We start from the raw sequence: 15,561 nt of genomic DNA, 5'->3' as shown, positions 1-15,561 counted from the left end.
CGACCCATGACAAGCACCACCCGCACCTATGAAGGGAAAACCATGAGGAATCTGACCAAGATCGGCGGCGCAGCGGCCCTTGCCGCAGCCCTGACGCTGACGGCCTGCGGCGGTGGAGGAACGCCCACGGGACCGGAAACCGCCAAGGGGCAGGGGGCGGGCAGTGATCTGGCCAAGCTCATCAGCATCAATGAGAAGCCAGCCGCGGATCTTGAGCCCGGCGGCAAGGTCACCCTGCCGCTTGGCAGCATCGGGCCGGATTTCAACGGGTTCTCCAACAACGGCAACAGCTCGGACAACTCCGCGATGATGGCACCGATCAACCCGGTGGCCGTGAACAGCGGCGGCATCGGCGGCTGCTGGAAGGTCGACTTCGTCGGCAAGGCAACACCGAACAAGGACTTCTGCGAGTCGGTGGAGAGCAAGGTGGTGGACGGCAAGCAGACCGTCACCATCAAGGTCAACGACAAGGCCACGTACAACGACGGCACACCGATCGACATCAAGGCCTTCCAGAACACCTGGAACATCCTGAAGAGCCCGGATGCCGGCTACGACATCGTGAGCTCGGGCGCCTACGAATTCGTGGAGTCCGTCGAGGCTGGCAGCAGCGACAAGGAAATCATCGTCAAAACCACCCAGCCGGTGTACCCCGTAGATACGCTCTTCTTCGGCCTGATCCACCCGGCCGTGAACACCCCAGAAATCTTCAATGAAGGCTTCGTGGGCGAAATGCATCCGGAATGGATGGCCGGCCCCTTCAAGGTGGACCAGTACGACGCCGCAGCCAAGACTGTCACCATGGTCCCCAACGATAAGTGGTGGGGTACCAAGCCGGTGCTGGAAAACGTGGTCTTCCGCCAGCTCGAAACCAGCGCCCAGATCGCTGCTTTCAAGAACGGTGAAATCGACGCCATGTCTGCCAATACTATCGCCCTGTACAAGCAGCTTGAAGGCACCAAGGACTCCGAGGTCCGCCGTGGCCAGCGCCTCTTCGCCGGTGGCATGAACATCAACGCCCAGAAGATCACCGACGTCGCCGTCCGCGAGGCCATCTTCGCCGCCGTCGACCGCGAAGCCCTCCGCAAGGTCCGCTTCAATGGCCTGAACTGGGAAGAGCCCAGCTCCGGCTCCATGATGGTCCTGCCGTTCTCGGACTACTACCAGGACAACTACCCGGTGAAGGAAACCGGTCCGGACGTTGCCAAGAAGGTCCTGACCGACGCCGGCTACGCGCCCAACGCCGCGGGAATCATGGAGAAGGACGGCAAGCCCGCCGCCTTCAAGATCAGCAACTTCGGTGACGACCCCACCACCCTTGCCTTCACCCAGACCCTGCAGAAGCAGCTCCAGGCCGGCGGCATGGATGTTGGCATTGACCAGCGGGCCTCCGCCGACTTCGGCAAGGTCATCGGCGGCCGCGACTTCGACATGAGCGTCTCCGGCTACACCGTTGGCCCGGATTCCACCGATGCCGTCAAGCAGTACTACGACTCCAAGGTCAACGAAAACGGCCTGGGCGACGCAGAGCTGGACAAGAAGATCGCCGATCTCGCCTCCATCGAGGACAACGCCGAGCGCAACAAGGCGGCCATGGAGGTCGAAAAGGAACACATGGCGAAGTACTTCTCCATGGGTGTGGTGATGAACGGCCCGCAGATCTCCTTCGTCCGCACCGGCTTGGCCAACTACGGCCCGTCCCTGTTCCAGAGCCTCTCCCAGGTTCCGGACTGGTCCACCCTGGGCTGGATCAAGAAGTAACCCCCCACCCCCGGGACGCTCTCTCACATCCTGCAGGTTTTTCCGCAACGCTCTCTCACTCCCGGTCGGGTAGTGAGAGAGCGTTCGCGTTAACGGTGCAGGATGTGAGAGAGCGTTCGGACAGTACTCTTGCCTTATGACCTGGACTGAACCCGAACGCCGTATCCGGACCGCCGTCGTCGGCTATGGCCTGTCCGGCAGCGTTTTCCACGCGCCGCTCATCGCGGCGGACCCCCGCTACTCGCTGGACGTCATTGCCACGTCCGACGCCGGCCGGCAGGCTGCTGCGACGCAGCGGTACCCTGGCACCAAAACAGTGCCCGACGGCGATGCTGTCCTTGCGCTCGCCGATGAGCTTGACCTTGTGGTGCTGGGGACCCCGCCGGCCACGCACTTTCCCCTCGCGAAGGCGGCGCTGGAGGCAGGCCTCGACGTCGTCGTGGACAAGCCGTTCGCCGTCAGCAGTGCGCAGGGACTCGAGTTGGTCGCATTGGCCGCAGAGCTGGGCCGCGTGCTGACCGTCTTCCACAACCGGCGTTGGGACGGCGATTTCCTGACCGTCCGGAAGCTCCTGGCCGGGGAAGCCTTGGGCGCGGTGGCCCGCTTCGAGTCCAGCTTCGAGCGCTGGTCTCCGGGGATTTCCAAGGCCTGGAAAGCCAGCGCCACGGCGGCTGACGGCGGCGGTGCGCTCTTCGACCTGGGAACGCACGTCATCGATCAGGCCCTGCAGCTGTTCGGGCCGGCCACCGTGATCCACGCAGAACTCGTGATCCGGCGTCCCGACGAGAAGGCCGACGACGACGCGTTTGTGGTCCTCCGGCATGATTCCGGTGTCCTCAGCCACCTGACGATGAACCTGCTGTGCGCGCAGCAGGGCCCACGCTTCCGGATCCTCGGCTCAAACGGTGGCTTCACCAAGCACGGGATCGACCCCCAGGAACCGTACATTGTTGCCGGCGGCGGCCCCTTGGACGCGGAATACGGGGTGGAGGCGCCGGAATGGGCAGGATCCCTGGGCCGCGACGGCCACCTCGACCCCCTGCCCACCGAGCGGGGCGCCTACCCCGAGTTCTACCGGCTGCTGGCAGCCAAGATCGACGACGGCGGCGCCTCCTCCCGGCTGCCCCTCCCGGTGGACCCGGCAGACGCCGTCGAGGTGCTGAAGATCATCGAATCAGCCCGTGCTGTTGAAACCGCTGGTCAGTGAAGCATTTGGCTCTTGTGAAGTTGTGAGGTGAGTCACTAGGGTCACTGTTGTGGGCCACACCTCATTGTTGGGCGCTGTGTTACCCGGAAGAATCCGTGGCAAACAGCCCTCCGGATCGTGAACAGCGACTCTTGCCAGGGGCGGCCTGCTATCGCGTGTTGCCCAGGCTGGCAGAAATGGAGCAACACCATGCAAAGATTCCCCAAGCTTGTGGCGCCGATCGGGGCGATAGCGCTTGCCATTGGCCTGTCCACCGCCGCGGCTCCTGCGGCGGTGTCGGCGGGCGCCCAGTCCACCCAGGCCGGGACCCAGGCGAGTGCGCAGACCGGGACCCAGACGTACATCGTCCTGTACAAGGCCAACGGCGTGGGCGCTGCGTCGCTGGCCGCGCTGGAGCAGGCCGGTGGAACCCTGGTCCAGAGCTACCCGCAGATCGGGGTGGCAATCGTGAAATCGGACCGCGCGGGCTTCGGTTCCACGCTGCGCGCCAAGGACGGGGCCGTCCAGGGTGCTGCCGCCACGGCGTCGTTCGGCGTGGGGCTGCAGGACGACGCCGCCGGCGACGTAGCCGCCGCGCCCGTTGAACCGGGAAAGCCGGCTCGGGGCAACGACAACCTCTCCGGGCTGCAGTGGGACATGGACCAGATCCAGGCCCCGGCGGCACGGGCCATCAACGGCGGCAGCGCCTCGGTGGTGGTGGGCAACATTGACACCGGCCTGGACTACACGCACCCGGACCTTGCCCCGAACGTTGACTTCTCCAAGAGCGTTTCCTGCGTTGGCGGCGTCCCCAACCAGGACCCGGCGGCGTGGATGGACACCAACGGCCACGGCACCCACACGGCCGGGACCATCGCTGCCGCCAAGAACGGGACCGGCATGGTGGGTGTTGCCCCGAACGTGAAGATCGCCGGGATCAAGGCCGGCAACGATGACGGATTCTTCTTCCCCGAGGCCGTGGTCTGCGCCTTCATGTGGGCAGGCACCAACGGGATCCAGGTGACCAACAACAGCTACTTCGCCGATCCCTGGCTTTTCAACTGCAAAAACGATCCGGGCCAGCGCGCCATCTGGGAAGCCGAACGCCGCGCCATCCGGTTCGCCCAGCAAAGCGGCACCACCGTGGTGGCGGCCGAAGGCAACCAGTCCGACGACCTGGCGCACCCCACCCAGGACGTCACCAGCCCGGATGACACCACCCCCGTCACCCGTGACATCACCAACGCCTGTGCCGTGGTTCCCGTGGAGGTTCCAGGCGTGATCGGCGTGACGGCCAACGGCAACAAGCAGGTCAAGTCGTACTACTCCAGCTATGGCGTGGGCACGGCATCGGTGGTTGCTCCCGGCGGTGACCGCCGCCTTCAGGTGACCCCGGCCGCCGAGAACGGCCGTGTGCTGTCCACCTGGCCGTCGGCTTCACCCTGTGCTGCCGCCTTGACTGTGGTGGATGCAGGGGCGAAGTACTGCTACCTGCAGGGCACGTCCATGGCTTCGCCGCACGTGGCCGGAGTGGCCGCGCTGGTGGTGAGCACCGGCGTCAGCAACCCCGGCACTGTGGCCTCGCGGATCAACAACACCGCCGACAAGCTGGCATGCCCGGCGGACATGTCCGTCTACGCGCCGTTCCCGGCCGTTGACAACGGCGCACCCCAGGTGTGCCAGGGCGGTGCCGGCTACAACGGCTTCAACGGCCACGGCCAGGTGAACGCCCTGCGCGCGATCGGCGGCTGAGCCCCGATAAAAAGTAATCGACTGCTCCACAAGTGCCGTTTTGGCTCGCCATAAGGGCACTTGTGGAGCAATCGATGGGGGTTCTTAGGCGGAAACCAGTTCGTGCCAGTCCGCGACGAGGGGCAGGTTGTGTGCCTCGGAGACGGAGTGGTGTGCCACGTGGCCGGCGGCGATGTTGAGGCCGGAGGCGAGGGACGGGTCGCGGTCGAAGGCGGCCCGGACGCCCAGGTTGGCCAGTGCCACGGCGTAGCGGAGGGTGACATTGGTCAGCGCGTATGTGGACGTGTTGGGTACGGCGCCAGGCATGTTGGCAACGCAGTAGAAGATCGTGTTGTGGACCTTGTACGTGGGTTCCTGGTGCGTGGTGGGGTGGGTGTCCTCGAAACAGCCGCCCTGGTCCACGGCGATGTCCACCAGCACGGAGCCGGGCTTCATGCGGGCCACGAGTTCGTTGCTGACCAGCTTGGGGGCCTTGGCGCCGGGGATCAGGACGGAACCGATCACCAGGTCTGCGTCCACCACTGACTTTTCGATTTCGTACTTGTTGGAGGCCACGGTCTTGAGCCGGCCGGAGTACTGGGCGTCGAGTTCGCGGAGCCGGTTGATGTTGATGTCGAGGATGGTGACGTCGGCGCCCAGGCCCAGGGCCATCGCGGCGGCGTTGGTGCCGGCGACGCCAGCGCCCAGGACAACCACCTTGGCCGGGCGGACACCCGGAACGCCGCCCAGTAGGACGCCCTTGCCGCCGGCGGGTGCCATCAGGGAGGTGGCGCCGACCTGCACGGACAGGCGGCCGGCAACCTCGGACATGGGGGCCAGCAGCGGCAGGGTCCGGCCTTCCTGCACGGTCTCGTACGCGATGGCGGTGACGCCGGAGTTGATGAGCGCCTGCGTGAGTTCCGGCTCGGCGGCGAGGTGGAGGTAGGTGAAGAGGATCAGGCCCTTGCGGAAGCGGTGGTACTCGGCCTTGATGGGTTCCTTGACCTTCATGACCATGTCGGCCCGGGCCCAGACGTCGTCGGCTTCGGCAACGATTTCGGCGCCGGCGATCGCGTATTCCTCGTCCGTGATCCCCGAGCCCAAGCCTGCGCCGCGCTCGACGAGGACCGTGTGGCCGTGGGTGCGGAACTCGTGAACGCCAGCCGCTGTGATGGCGACGCGGAATTCGTTGTTCTTGATCTCTTTGGGGACACCGATGATCATTTGTGGCTCCATATTCTCAGGCCGCGTAGGCCCGAAATTGCGGGGGAAGTTGTGATTCCAGAATAAATCCGGCTGTGACCCAACTGACAGGAATGCGGGGCCCGGGGCCCGCGAACTCCGCGTCATTCCGGGAATTCTTGGTTTCGTGGATCGACAAATGTTCAGCGTGGGGGCGTCAGGTGTCGCCTGCTGTTCGTTCGCCCGGATGCCTGCCGGAGCAGTAGTGTTACCCCATGCAGCAGGACGTGGAACAACTGGTGGAACAGGTCGCGCAGAAGCTTGGGCGGGGACTGTCGCTGGAGGACCTGGACGGCCTGCTGCTCGCCTACAGCTCCAACCAGTCCCACGCGGACCGGGTCCGGGTGAACTTCCTGCTGAGCAAGCGGGTCCCCGCCGATGTCAGCGCCTGGCAACTTTCCCACGGCATCGCCACGGCGGTCCGCCCGGTAGCGATTCCCGCCAACCAGGAGCTGGGGATGCTCGGCCGGGTGTGTGTTCCGTTGATGGTACGCGGTTTCCGCGTCGGCTACCTCTGGGTGCAGCAGGACTCGGCAGAGGAAAATCCGACGGCGATCCTCGGCCAGTTGCCGGACGTGACCCCGGAGATCGAGCTGCTTTCCGGCCTGCTGCTGGACTCCAACACTGCCGAGTCCGAGTTCCGGCGGGGCCGCGAACGCGAGTTCCTGGCCGCCTGTTCCGGCGAGGCCAACGCGGTGGCCGCCGTCGCTGGCTGGAAGGAAATCCAGGGCAAGGGGCCGTGGCAGATGGTCACTGTGCTCGACGCCGACGGCTGGGCCGGAGGCCCGGACCCCATCGCCTCCACCCTGATCCACCGGTCGGCCGCCTTGCAGGCCACTATCGGCGTGGATGTGGCGCTGTTCAGCGCAGGCACGGAAACCCATTCGGTGGTGCTGTTCCGGGAGTCGGTGGGCCGGGCCAACCATGCGCAGGTGCTGGTCCACTACCAGCTGGAGCTGGCCAAACGTTCGGGCCGGCCCGTGCACCGCATCATCCTGGGTATCAGCGAGGGCTTTGCCAAACCACGCGAGCTTGCCGAGGCCTACCGGCAGTCCCGGCTGGCGGCGCAGGCGGCCGCTGTGGACCCCCAGTTGGGCGAACTGGTGGACTGCCGGGCCACCGGGGTGTACCAGCTGCTGGCATCGGCGGGCGGGGGAGCCGGCGCATGGGCTGACTCCGGATCCGTTTATGTGCGGATGCTGGAGGACCACGACCGTAACGATGAGCTTCTCCCAGTACTTGAGCTCATCTACGACAACGACGGCTCAGTCCAGGACGTGGCTACCAAACTGCACCTGCACCGCAGCAGCATCTACAACCGGTTGGGCCGCATCCGGCAGCTCCTGGGCGTGGACCCGCTGAAGGGGATGCCCCGGCTGGAACTCCATGCGGCACTCAAGATGCGGCGCTGGGCGGCCCGCCCGCGGATCTAGGCCTGCTCTGGCGGCTGTTGCTGCTCGTTAGTCTTTTGCCGGTCCAGCCAGGCCATGATCGCCGCCAGCCTGATCCGGCGGTGCGTGCCGCGGTATTCCACGGGGATCTCGCCGCGATCGGTCATGTTGCGCAGATACGTGTGGGAAATCCCGGCGAGTTCGGCCGCCTGTGACGTGGTGAGCATTTCCTCCACGCTGCTGACGGTCACCGCTTCGCCGCGGCTCAGCCGAGCGAGCAGGTCCACCACGGCGTCCCGCGCTTCACCCGGGAGGCGGTGGACCGTGCCGTCCACGAACACGGTGATGTCGTTGCTGTCCCGTAGGGAACGCGCGAGGTTCAGGGCGTCGTCGGCGGGCAGGCCAGCCGTGACGCGCGGAGCTATCAATGCCATGCCAGAAGCCTAACCCGCACACTTCCAGGCGGAACTACAGTCCGCGGCGGAGCTCGTCTGCGTTCGCCAGCTCGGAGGCAAGCGCGCGCCGGGCATCGGTGTCGAGTTCCAGGGCATCCACCGCGTCCAGCACGGACAGCGCCAGCCCGCGGTTTCCGGTCCGCTCGTGCAGCTCGGCGAGGTACACAAGCAGCGGCAGCTTCTCGGCGTCCGTCGCCTCCGGATGCCGCTGGAGCCCGGCCTCGATCACGGAGATTGCCGTCGCCTCACTGCCATGGGCGTCGCCTTGCCGTGCCGCGTTCAAGAGGACACGGTCGAGCCGCCCCGCCGGAGCGGACGCCGACGCATCAGCCGACCCGGAAGCACCAGGGGCATCCTCGGAATCGCCGAGTGCGCTCACCCGCAGCCAGTTGCCGCCCGGATCCACTACGGAAAAGCCGGCGGCGGTGCCCTGCTTGCGGCGTGGCCGGGTGATCCGCGGAATCCCGGAAATCGGCAGTTTTCCGTAGGCGGCCCGCAGCCCGGCGGCGAACTCGTCGAAGAGCAGGCCGGTGTCCGGGACCAGCAGGATCACGCTGCCCATGGAATTTTCGGGCTCGAAGCTTTCCAGCCCGAAGAAGTGCAGGTCGATGCCGCCACGCTTGAAGCACATGTACGGATTCGGCCGCTCCTGCCGGTAGGTGACCTGGAAGCCGAGCGCTTCGTAGAACGGCGCCACGTCGTCCAGGCGGCGGCACGGCAGGATGGGGACGGCGCGCTCGTTCATACCCTGAACCTACGCCCGGGGAGCCCTGACCGTCGCCCGTTTCGGTGGTTCCCTGCCCACTAGATGGTTGCGAGCGTCGACCCGGCAGGGAACCATCGAAACGGCGAAGCAGAAGCTATTCGGCGTCGAGGTCCGTTTCCAGGAGCTTGACCAGCGAATCCAGTGCCGCGTCGGCGCCAGCACCATCAGCCCGGAGCACCACAACATCGCCCTTGGCGGCGCCCAGGGTCATCAGCGACAGGATGCTGGATGCGTCCAGTGCGTCGTCCTCCGGGTCGCCCTGCATGGCAATGGTGACCTCCACTCCAACGTCTCCGGCGGCTTCGGCAAACAGTGCGGCGGGGCGGGCGTGCAGGCCGGAGCGGCTGGCGATGGTGGCGATGCGTTCGGGCATTGTTCCTCCTGGTGGGTGCTTCGTGGTCTCTGGCTAAAGCGGCGGGCGGTTGCTAAAGGGCGTGCTCAGAGGCCGAGTTCCTCGAGGACGGGCAGTTTTTCCCGTACCCAGGCCTTGGCTTCGGAGGCGCTGGGTGCGGAGAGGGCCAGCTTGGCCAGCTGCTGCGCTTCGGCCAACGTGACGGTCTTCAGCACCGCGGCCACGGCGGCCAGGGACCGCGCGGTCATGGACAGTGTGTTGACGCCCAGCCCGGTAAGCACGACGGCGAGGGCCGGGTCAGCGGCCGCCTCACCGCAGACGCCCACGGGTTTGTTGTGGCCTTCTGCGCGGGAGCCTTCCACGGTCAATCCCACCAGGCGCAGCACGGCGGGCTGCCACGGGGTGTTGAGGTTGGCCAGGGGGCCCAGCTGGCGGTCGGCCGCCATGGCGTACTGGGTGAGGTCGTTGGTGCCCAGGCTTGCGAAACCCACCTCGCGCAGGATGGACTCGGCCGTCAGCGCCGCGGACGGCACCTCCACCATCACGCCCGGATTGGTGATCCCGGCGGCGGCGCACATCGAGGCAAAATGGGCTGCTTCCTCCGCTGTGGAAATCATCGGGGCCATGACCCATACGTCAGCCTCCGAGTCCTTCTCCGCGAGGGCGATCGCCTGCAGCTGGCGCTCCAGCACGCCCGGGGTGGTGAAGTCGGTGCGGTAGCCGCGGACGCCGAGGGCCGGGTTGGGCTCGGTGGCGTCGGTCAGGAACGGCAGCGGCTTGTCGGCACCGGCATCGAGCGTGCGCAGGACAACTTTCTTGCCCGTGAAGGCGTCAAACACGCTCTTGTACGCGGCCGCCTGCTCTTCAACGGAGGGTTCAGTGTCCCGTTCCAGGAAGCAGAATTCCGTGCGGAACAGTCCCACGCCCTGCGCGTTGAGGCCGGCAGCGGCCACGGCATCCTTGCCACCGCCCACGTTGGCGAGGAGCGGCACGAAGTGCCCATCCGCCGTCGTGCCGTTCCCGTCAAAAACGGCCAGCAAGGACGCGTTGGTGGCCCAAGCTTCGGCGGCGGCGCGCTGGGCGGCATCCGGGTCCACGGTGATGGAACCGGCGGCGCCGTCCACAAACACCTCGGTGCCGTCGGCCAGTTCGTCCACGCCTGCGGCGGCGACGACGGCGGGCAGGCCGAGTGAGCGGGCAATGATGGCGGTGTGGGACTGCGGTCCGCCGCCGGCAGTGACCAGGGCCAGCACCTTTTCGGGGTCCAGCGTGGCCGTGTCCGCCGGCGCCAGGTCCTCGGCCACAAGGATGAACGGCGTGTTGGCGGAAGGGATGCCCGGGGCGGGCACGCCCCGGAGTTCGGCCACGATGCGGGCCCGGACATCAAGGACGTCCGTGGCGCGTTCGGCCATGTAGCCGCCCAGGTTGTGCAGCATTTCGGAGACCGAGGCGCCGGCTTCCCAGATGGCGCGCTGCGCCGAGGTGCCGCGGGCGATCAGCTTGGCGGCGTTCTTCAGGAGCATGGTGTCCTTGGCCATCAGGGCCGTGGCCTCCAGCACCGCCTTGCCGTCGCCGCTGGCCGTTTCCGCGCGGGCTTTGAGCTCGTCATGGACGGCGGCCGCTGCTGCCTTGAGCGATGCCGTTGCGTCTTCAGCGGACGTACCGCCGGCCAGCTGCTCGCCTGCGGGGGGTTCGCTGATCGGTTTGGGCATCTGCCGGACGGTTCCGATGATGCGGCCGGGGCTGACGCCAACTCCTGGGAAGGTCTGCACTGAAGGTCCTCGTTCTCTGCCGGTAGCCAGGCCCGCCTAGGTTTATCCCGGCGCCATGCCGGGGCCGCCGCGACCACTATGTGCGAGGACGGAAACGTGCCTGAAAAAATTGTATGTGATTCAGTTCATATAGCAATGCTATAGGTGATAGGGTAGCGGCTATGAGTTTGGATGGCCAGCTTCCCCCCAAAATGCGTCTGCTGCGTGCAGCGGCCGAATTGCTGGCAAAATCCGCGGGAGCAGCCGTCTCCACCCGCCAGATCACGCAGCTGGCGGGGGTTACGGCGCCCACGCTGTACCACCACTTCGGTGACAAGGAAGGTCTTTTCGACGCCGTCGTCGCCGCGGGTTTTGAAGAGTATGTTGCGGGCGAAAGGGACTTCGCCCCGTCCGGAAAACCGCTGGAGGACATCCGGCGGATGTGGGATAACCACGTCCAGTTCGGGCTCAAGCAGCCTGAACTGTACCTGGTGATGTTCGGCAATATCCGCCCGGAAAACCGCCCCGCCATCGTTGCCGATGCCGAGGCGCTGATGGAGGAGATGCTGAACAAGGCAGCGGCAGCGGGCCAGCTGAACGTCCAGCCGCGCGAAGCAGCCAGGTCCATCCTGGCCGCCAACGTGGGTGTGACCTTGATGCTGATTGCGGAACCCGCCGCCGAACGGAACCTTGAACTGTCCATCATGACCCGGGACGCCATGATCTTTGCGGTGTCTGCGGCAGAAGCCGAAGGGGCCGCGCCGGAAGACTCCGGCAAGTCCTCGGTAGTGGTGGCAGCGATCGCCTTGAATGCCGCGCTTCAGGCATCGCACTCAGACCAGCTCTCAAGCTCGGAACTCAAACTGTTCCTCGAATGGCTTCACCGAATCTCCACCAGCACGTCGTCGTAAGTATCGGACCCATCCTGCGCTGCAGCAGGAATGACGGTTAGGAAAGCACATGGCAACAGAGACAGTTGCGAAACCCCGCACCAGCCTGCGGGTTCACGTCCAGAAGTTCGGGACGTTCCTGTCCGGCATGATCATGCCCAACATCGGCGCGTTTATCGCCTGGGGCCTCATCACGGCCCTCTTTATTGAGAAGGGCTGGATCCCGGTCCCGGCCTTGGGCGGCTTCGGCGAAACGAACGGGACACCGAACGTGGGCCTCGTCGGCCCCATGATCACCTACCTGCTGCCACTCCTGATCGCCTACACCGGCGGCCGGATGGTCTACGACGTCCGCGGCGGCGTGGTGGGCGCCATCGGAACCATGGGCGTCATTGTGGGCGCCGGCATCCCGATGTTCATCGGCGCCATGATCATGGGCCCCCTCGGCGGCTGGACCATGAAGAAGATCGACCTCCTGTGGGAGGGCAAGATCCGCCCCGGCTTCGAGATGCTGGTCAACAACTTCTCGGCCGGTATCTGGGGCGCGCTGCTGGCGATGCTGGGCTTCTACGGCATCTCGCCGCTGGTCCAGGCCTTCAGCACGGCCGCCGGCAGCGTAGTCCAGTTCCTGGTCAACAACGGCCTGCTGCCGCTCACCAGCATTTTCATCGAGCCCGCCAAGGTGCTGTTCCTGAACAACGCCATCAATCACGGCGTACTGACCCCGCTGGGCATCCAGCAGTCGCTGGAGCAGGGCAAGTCCATCCTGTTCCTGCTCGAAGCCAACCCCGGCCCCGGCATGGGCATCCTGCTCGCGTACATGTTCTTCGGGAAGGGCCTGGCCAAGGGTTCGGCCTCCGGCGCTGCGATCATCCACTTCTTCGGCGGCATCCACGAAATCTACTTCCCGTACGTCCTGATGCGCCCGCTGCTGATCCTGGCCGCGATCGCCGGCGGCATGACGGGCATCGCCACCCTGGCCGTCACCAACTCCGGACTCGTTGCTCCGGCGGCGCCTGGCTCGATCATCGCCGTGCTCGCCCAGACCTCCCGTGACAGTTACGTCGGAGTGATCCTCGCGGTAGTGCTCGCCACCACGGTCTCCTTCCTGGTGGCCTCGGTGATTCTGAAGACCACCAAGCACAGCGACGAGGTGGACCTCAGCGACGCCACGTCCAAGATGGAAGCCATGAAGGGTAAAAAGAGCTCTGTCTCCTCGGCGCTGACCGGCGCCGGTGCGGGCGTGGGCACGGCTGTCCTGGCCGGCCCCATCAAGAACATCGTGTTCGCGTGCGACGCCGGCATGGGCTCCAGTGCCATGGGAGCCTCGGTGCTGCGCAACAAGATCAAGGCGGCCGGGTTCCCGGACGTCAAGGTCACTAACGCCGCGATCGCCAACCTCAGCGACACCTACGACGTTGTGATCACCCACCAGGACCTGACCGAACGCGCCAAGCCCGTCACCTCCAGCGCAGCGCACTTCTCCGTGGATAACTTCATGAACAGCCCGCGGTACGACGAGATTGTGGAGCTGGTCAAGGAGCACAACACCGAAGGCGCAACGCCCGACGCCGGTGCTGCCGCCGCCGGTGCCGCCGCCGCAGGGGCTGGTGCTGCGGTAGCGGGCCACGGCGCCCACGTTGCCAGTACCCCGGTGGATGCGGCACCCGGCAGCGGTGCGGCACCAGCCGAGGCAGCCGCCGTCGCGCCTTCCGACATCCTGGTGGCCGACAGCGTCATCCTCAACGGCACCGCCACCACCCGCGATGCCGCCATCGACGAAGCAGGCCAGCTGCTCCTGGCCCGCGGCGCCGTGGACGAGGGCTACCTCGCGGCCATGCACGAGCGCGAGGAATCCGTGTCCACGTACATGGGCAGCTTCCTGGCCATCCCGCACGGCACCAACGCCGCCAAGGACCACATCCTGAAGTCCGCGGTGTCCGTGATCCGCTACCCTGACGGCATCGACTGGAACGGCAAGCAGGTCAAGTTCGTGGTGGGCGTGGCCGGCATCAACAACGAACACCTCCACATCCTGTCCTCCATCGCGAAGGTCTTCACCAACAAGGCCCAGGTGGCCCAGCTGGAAGCGGCCACGACCGTTGAGGAAGTCCTGGAGCTCTTCGGAAAGGTGAACGCATAGTGAAGGCGGTACATTTCGGCGCCGGGAACATCGGCCGCGGCTTTGTGGGGCTGCTGCTGCACCAGGCCGGGTATGAGGTGGTGTTCGCGGATGTCGCGGACGCGCTCATCGACCAGTTGGCGGCAGCAGACAGCTACAACGTCCACGAGGTGGGGGAGAACCCCGCCGTCCGGACGGTGGACAACTTCCGCGCGCTGAACTCCGGCACGCAGGAAGCGGCGCTGGTGCGGGAAATCGCGACGGCGGACATTGTCACCACCGCCGTGGGGCCGCACATCCTGAAGTTTGTGGCGCCCGCCATCACCAAGGGCATCGCGGCGCGGGCTGCCGGGCTGGCGCCGCTGCAGGTCATGGCCTGCGAGAACGCCATCAACGCCACGGACATCCTGCGGGCCGAAGTCGCCGGGCTCTGGGACGACGCCGCCGGGTCCCTGGACGCCGCGGCGGTGTTTGCGAACACTGCCGTTGACCGGATTGTGCCCAACCAGGCGCCCGGGCAGGGCCTGGACGTGACTGTGGAGACGTTCTACGAGTGGGTCATCGACCAGACCGCATTTGGCGATGCTGCGCCGGTCATCCCGGGCGCGACGTTTGTGGACGAGCTCTCGCCATACATCGAGCGGAAGCTCTTTACGGTCAACACCGGGCACGCCTCCGCAGCGTACTTGGGGTTCGAAGCAGGCCTGGAGAAGATCTCCGAGGCCATGGCCGACCAGGACGTGGCAGAGGATGTCCGGGCGGTGCTGGAGGAAACCAAACAGCTCCTGGTGGCCAAGCACGGCTTCAGCAACGACGAGCAGGAAGCCTACGTCCAGAAGATCCTGGTCCGGTTCTCCAACCCGCACCTGCCGGACACCGTGAACCGGGTGGGGCGTGCCCCGATGCGCAAGCTCAGCCGGCACGAACGGTTCATCGGCCCCGCCGCCGAACTGGCCGAACGCGGGATCGTGCCCGAGGCGCTCCTGGGTGCCATCGCCGCGGCCCTGCGCTTCACGGACCCCGCAGACGCCGAGGCCACAGAGCTCGCGCAGATCCTGGCGTCGTCATCGCCTGCCGATGCAACGGCCAGGATCACCGGGCTGGCGCCCGAGCACCCGCTGTTCGCGGCGGTGTCCACGCTGGTGGAGGAACGCCAGGCGGAAGGCGCCAAGGCCCCGGCCTGACCCCGTCCGCACCACCAGGACGCTCTCTCACCTTTAGTGGGTTTTTCTGAAACCCTCTCTCACGTCCTGCAGCTTTTTCGCCGACGCTCTCTCACCTGGTGAGAGAGCGTCGGTGTTTAAGGCACCAAAGGTGAGAGAGCGTCTGGGGGATGAGCTCGCGGGCCTTGTGGAATGCTGGGGAGATGACCACGAACCCCGGCGCGCTGACCCCCTTGCTGACTGCCGACGTCGACGGCGGGACCTTCCGTCTCCGGCACGCCGTGTCCGCGGACCTGCCCGCCATCGTGGCACTGCTGGCCGACGATTCCCTGGGCGCCGCCCGCGAACTGGGTCACGAGATGGCGCCCTACGAGAGGGCTTTTGAAGCGATCGACGCCGACCCGTGCCACTTGCTGGTGGTGGGGGAGCAGGTGCCGCCCGGCGCAGCCTCCGGTCCCGTCGTTGCCACGTTCCAGCTGAGCTTCCTGCCGGGCCTTTCGCGGCAGGGGTCCTGGCGCTCGCAGATCGAGGGTGTGCGCGTGGCGGGCAGCCTTCGGGGCCGCGGCATCGGCAACCTGATGGTGCAGTGGGCCATCGACGAGTCCAGGCGGCGCGGCTGCACACTGATGCAGCTGACCACCCATAAGTCCCGGACGGCCGCCCACAGGTTCTACGAGCGGCTCGGCTTCGACGCCAGCCATGAGGGCATGAAGCTCACGCTCTGACCGTCGCAGGTCCCGCCAGCCCGAAC

The 15,561-nt window shown here is 66.3% G+C and carries 13 protein-coding genes; 8 read left to right on the top strand and 5 right to left on the bottom strand.

Features of this window, described 5'->3' with window-relative positions:
• Positions 1–42: 42 nt before the first annotated feature.
• The 3 genes from AC3IT0_RS21825 to AC3IT0_RS21815 all read left to right on the top strand — a co-directional run bounded on the left by AC3IT0_RS21825 (position 43) and on the right by AC3IT0_RS21815 (position 4,699).
• Complete coding sequence (locus tag AC3IT0_RS21825; RefSeq protein ID WP_489323868.1) at positions 43–1,761, top strand: ABC transporter family substrate-binding protein; 1,719 nt, start codon at positions 43–45, stop codon at positions 1,759–1,761.
• A 136-nt stretch (positions 1,762–1,897) separates the two neighbouring features.
• Complete coding sequence (locus tag AC3IT0_RS21820) at positions 1,898–2,968, top strand: Gfo/Idh/MocA family protein (protein WP_489321715.1); 1,071 nt, start codon at positions 1,898–1,900, stop codon at positions 2,966–2,968.
• Positions 2,969–3,157: 189 nt separating this feature from the next.
• A complete protein-coding gene (locus AC3IT0_RS21815) occupies positions 3,158–4,699 on the top strand; it encodes a S8 family serine peptidase (RefSeq protein WP_489321714.1) in 1,542 nt (513 codons plus the stop codon).
• A gap of 84 nt (positions 4,700–4,783) precedes the next feature.
• Here the strand turns inward: AC3IT0_RS21815 and ald are convergent, their stop codons facing one another.
• Positions 4,784–5,902 (bottom strand): alanine dehydrogenase, encoded by a 1,119-nt coding sequence (ald, locus tag AC3IT0_RS21810; protein WP_489321713.1) that lies wholly within the window; start codon positions 5,900–5,902, stop codon positions 4,784–4,786.
• A gap of 233 nt (positions 5,903–6,135) precedes the next feature.
• On the opposite strand from ald, the gene AC3IT0_RS21805 reads away from it, so the two are divergent.
• Positions 6,136–7,353 carry a PucR family transcriptional regulator gene (locus tag AC3IT0_RS21805; RefSeq protein ID WP_489321712.1) on the top strand — a complete coding sequence of 406 codons (1,218 nt, stop codon included), beginning with the start codon at positions 6,136–6,138 and terminating at the stop codon, positions 7,351–7,353.
• On the opposite strand, the gene AC3IT0_RS21800 is transcribed toward AC3IT0_RS21805, so the two are convergent.
• The 4 genes from AC3IT0_RS21800 to ptsP form a co-directional block, all read right to left on the bottom strand.
• The gene (locus tag AC3IT0_RS21800) at positions 7,350–7,745 is read right to left on the bottom strand and encodes a helix-turn-helix domain-containing protein (RefSeq protein WP_489321711.1); all 396 of its coding nucleotides are present in this window, start codon (positions 7,743–7,745) and stop codon (positions 7,350–7,352) included. The two genes, AC3IT0_RS21805 and AC3IT0_RS21800, sit on opposite strands and share 4 nt — an antisense overlap.
• A gap of 34 nt (positions 7,746–7,779) precedes the next feature.
• Complete coding sequence (locus tag AC3IT0_RS21795; protein ID WP_489321710.1) at positions 7,780–8,511, bottom strand: DUF8817 family protein; 732 nt, start codon at positions 8,509–8,511, stop codon at positions 7,780–7,782.
• A 115-nt stretch (positions 8,512–8,626) separates the two neighbouring features.
• On the bottom strand, positions 8,627–8,905 hold the full coding sequence (locus AC3IT0_RS21790; RefSeq protein ID WP_489321709.1) for an HPr family phosphocarrier protein: 279 nt from the start codon (positions 8,903–8,905) through the stop codon (positions 8,627–8,629).
• Between the two features lie 65 nt (positions 8,906–8,970).
• Positions 8,971–10,656: a phosphoenolpyruvate--protein phosphotransferase gene (ptsP, locus tag AC3IT0_RS21785; protein WP_489321708.1), complete on the bottom strand. Its 1,686-nt coding sequence runs from the start codon at positions 10,654–10,656 to the stop codon at positions 8,971–8,973.
• Between the two features lie 161 nt (positions 10,657–10,817).
• Here ptsP and AC3IT0_RS21780 point away from each other — a divergent pair, with 161 nt between their 5' ends.
• The 4 genes from AC3IT0_RS21780 to AC3IT0_RS21765 all read left to right on the top strand — a co-directional run bounded on the left by AC3IT0_RS21780 (position 10,818) and on the right by AC3IT0_RS21765 (position 15,535).
• Positions 10,818–11,546 carry a TetR/AcrR family transcriptional regulator gene (locus tag AC3IT0_RS21780; RefSeq protein ID WP_489321707.1) on the top strand — a complete coding sequence of 243 codons (729 nt, stop codon included), beginning with the start codon at positions 10,818–10,820 and terminating at the stop codon, positions 11,544–11,546.
• A gap of 49 nt (positions 11,547–11,595) precedes the next feature.
• Positions 11,596–13,668 (top strand): PTS mannitol transporter subunit IICBA, encoded by a 2,073-nt coding sequence (locus AC3IT0_RS21775; RefSeq protein WP_489321706.1) that lies wholly within the window; start codon positions 11,596–11,598, stop codon positions 13,666–13,668.
• Positions 13,668–14,831 carry a mannitol-1-phosphate 5-dehydrogenase gene (locus AC3IT0_RS21770; RefSeq protein ID WP_489321705.1) on the top strand — a complete coding sequence of 388 codons (1,164 nt, stop codon included), beginning with the start codon at positions 13,668–13,670 and terminating at the stop codon, positions 14,829–14,831. Before AC3IT0_RS21775 ends, AC3IT0_RS21770 begins: the two co-directional genes overlap by 1 nt.
• Before the next feature lie 182 nt (positions 14,832–15,013).
• A complete protein-coding gene (locus AC3IT0_RS21765) occupies positions 15,014–15,535 on the top strand; it encodes a GNAT family N-acetyltransferase (protein ID WP_489321704.1) in 522 nt (173 codons plus the stop codon).
• Positions 15,536–15,561: the final 26 nt, after the last annotated feature.

Source organism: Pseudarthrobacter sp. KH_020_B (assembly GCF_057840185.1).
This window is presented reverse-complemented; position numbering and strand designations above follow the sequence as displayed.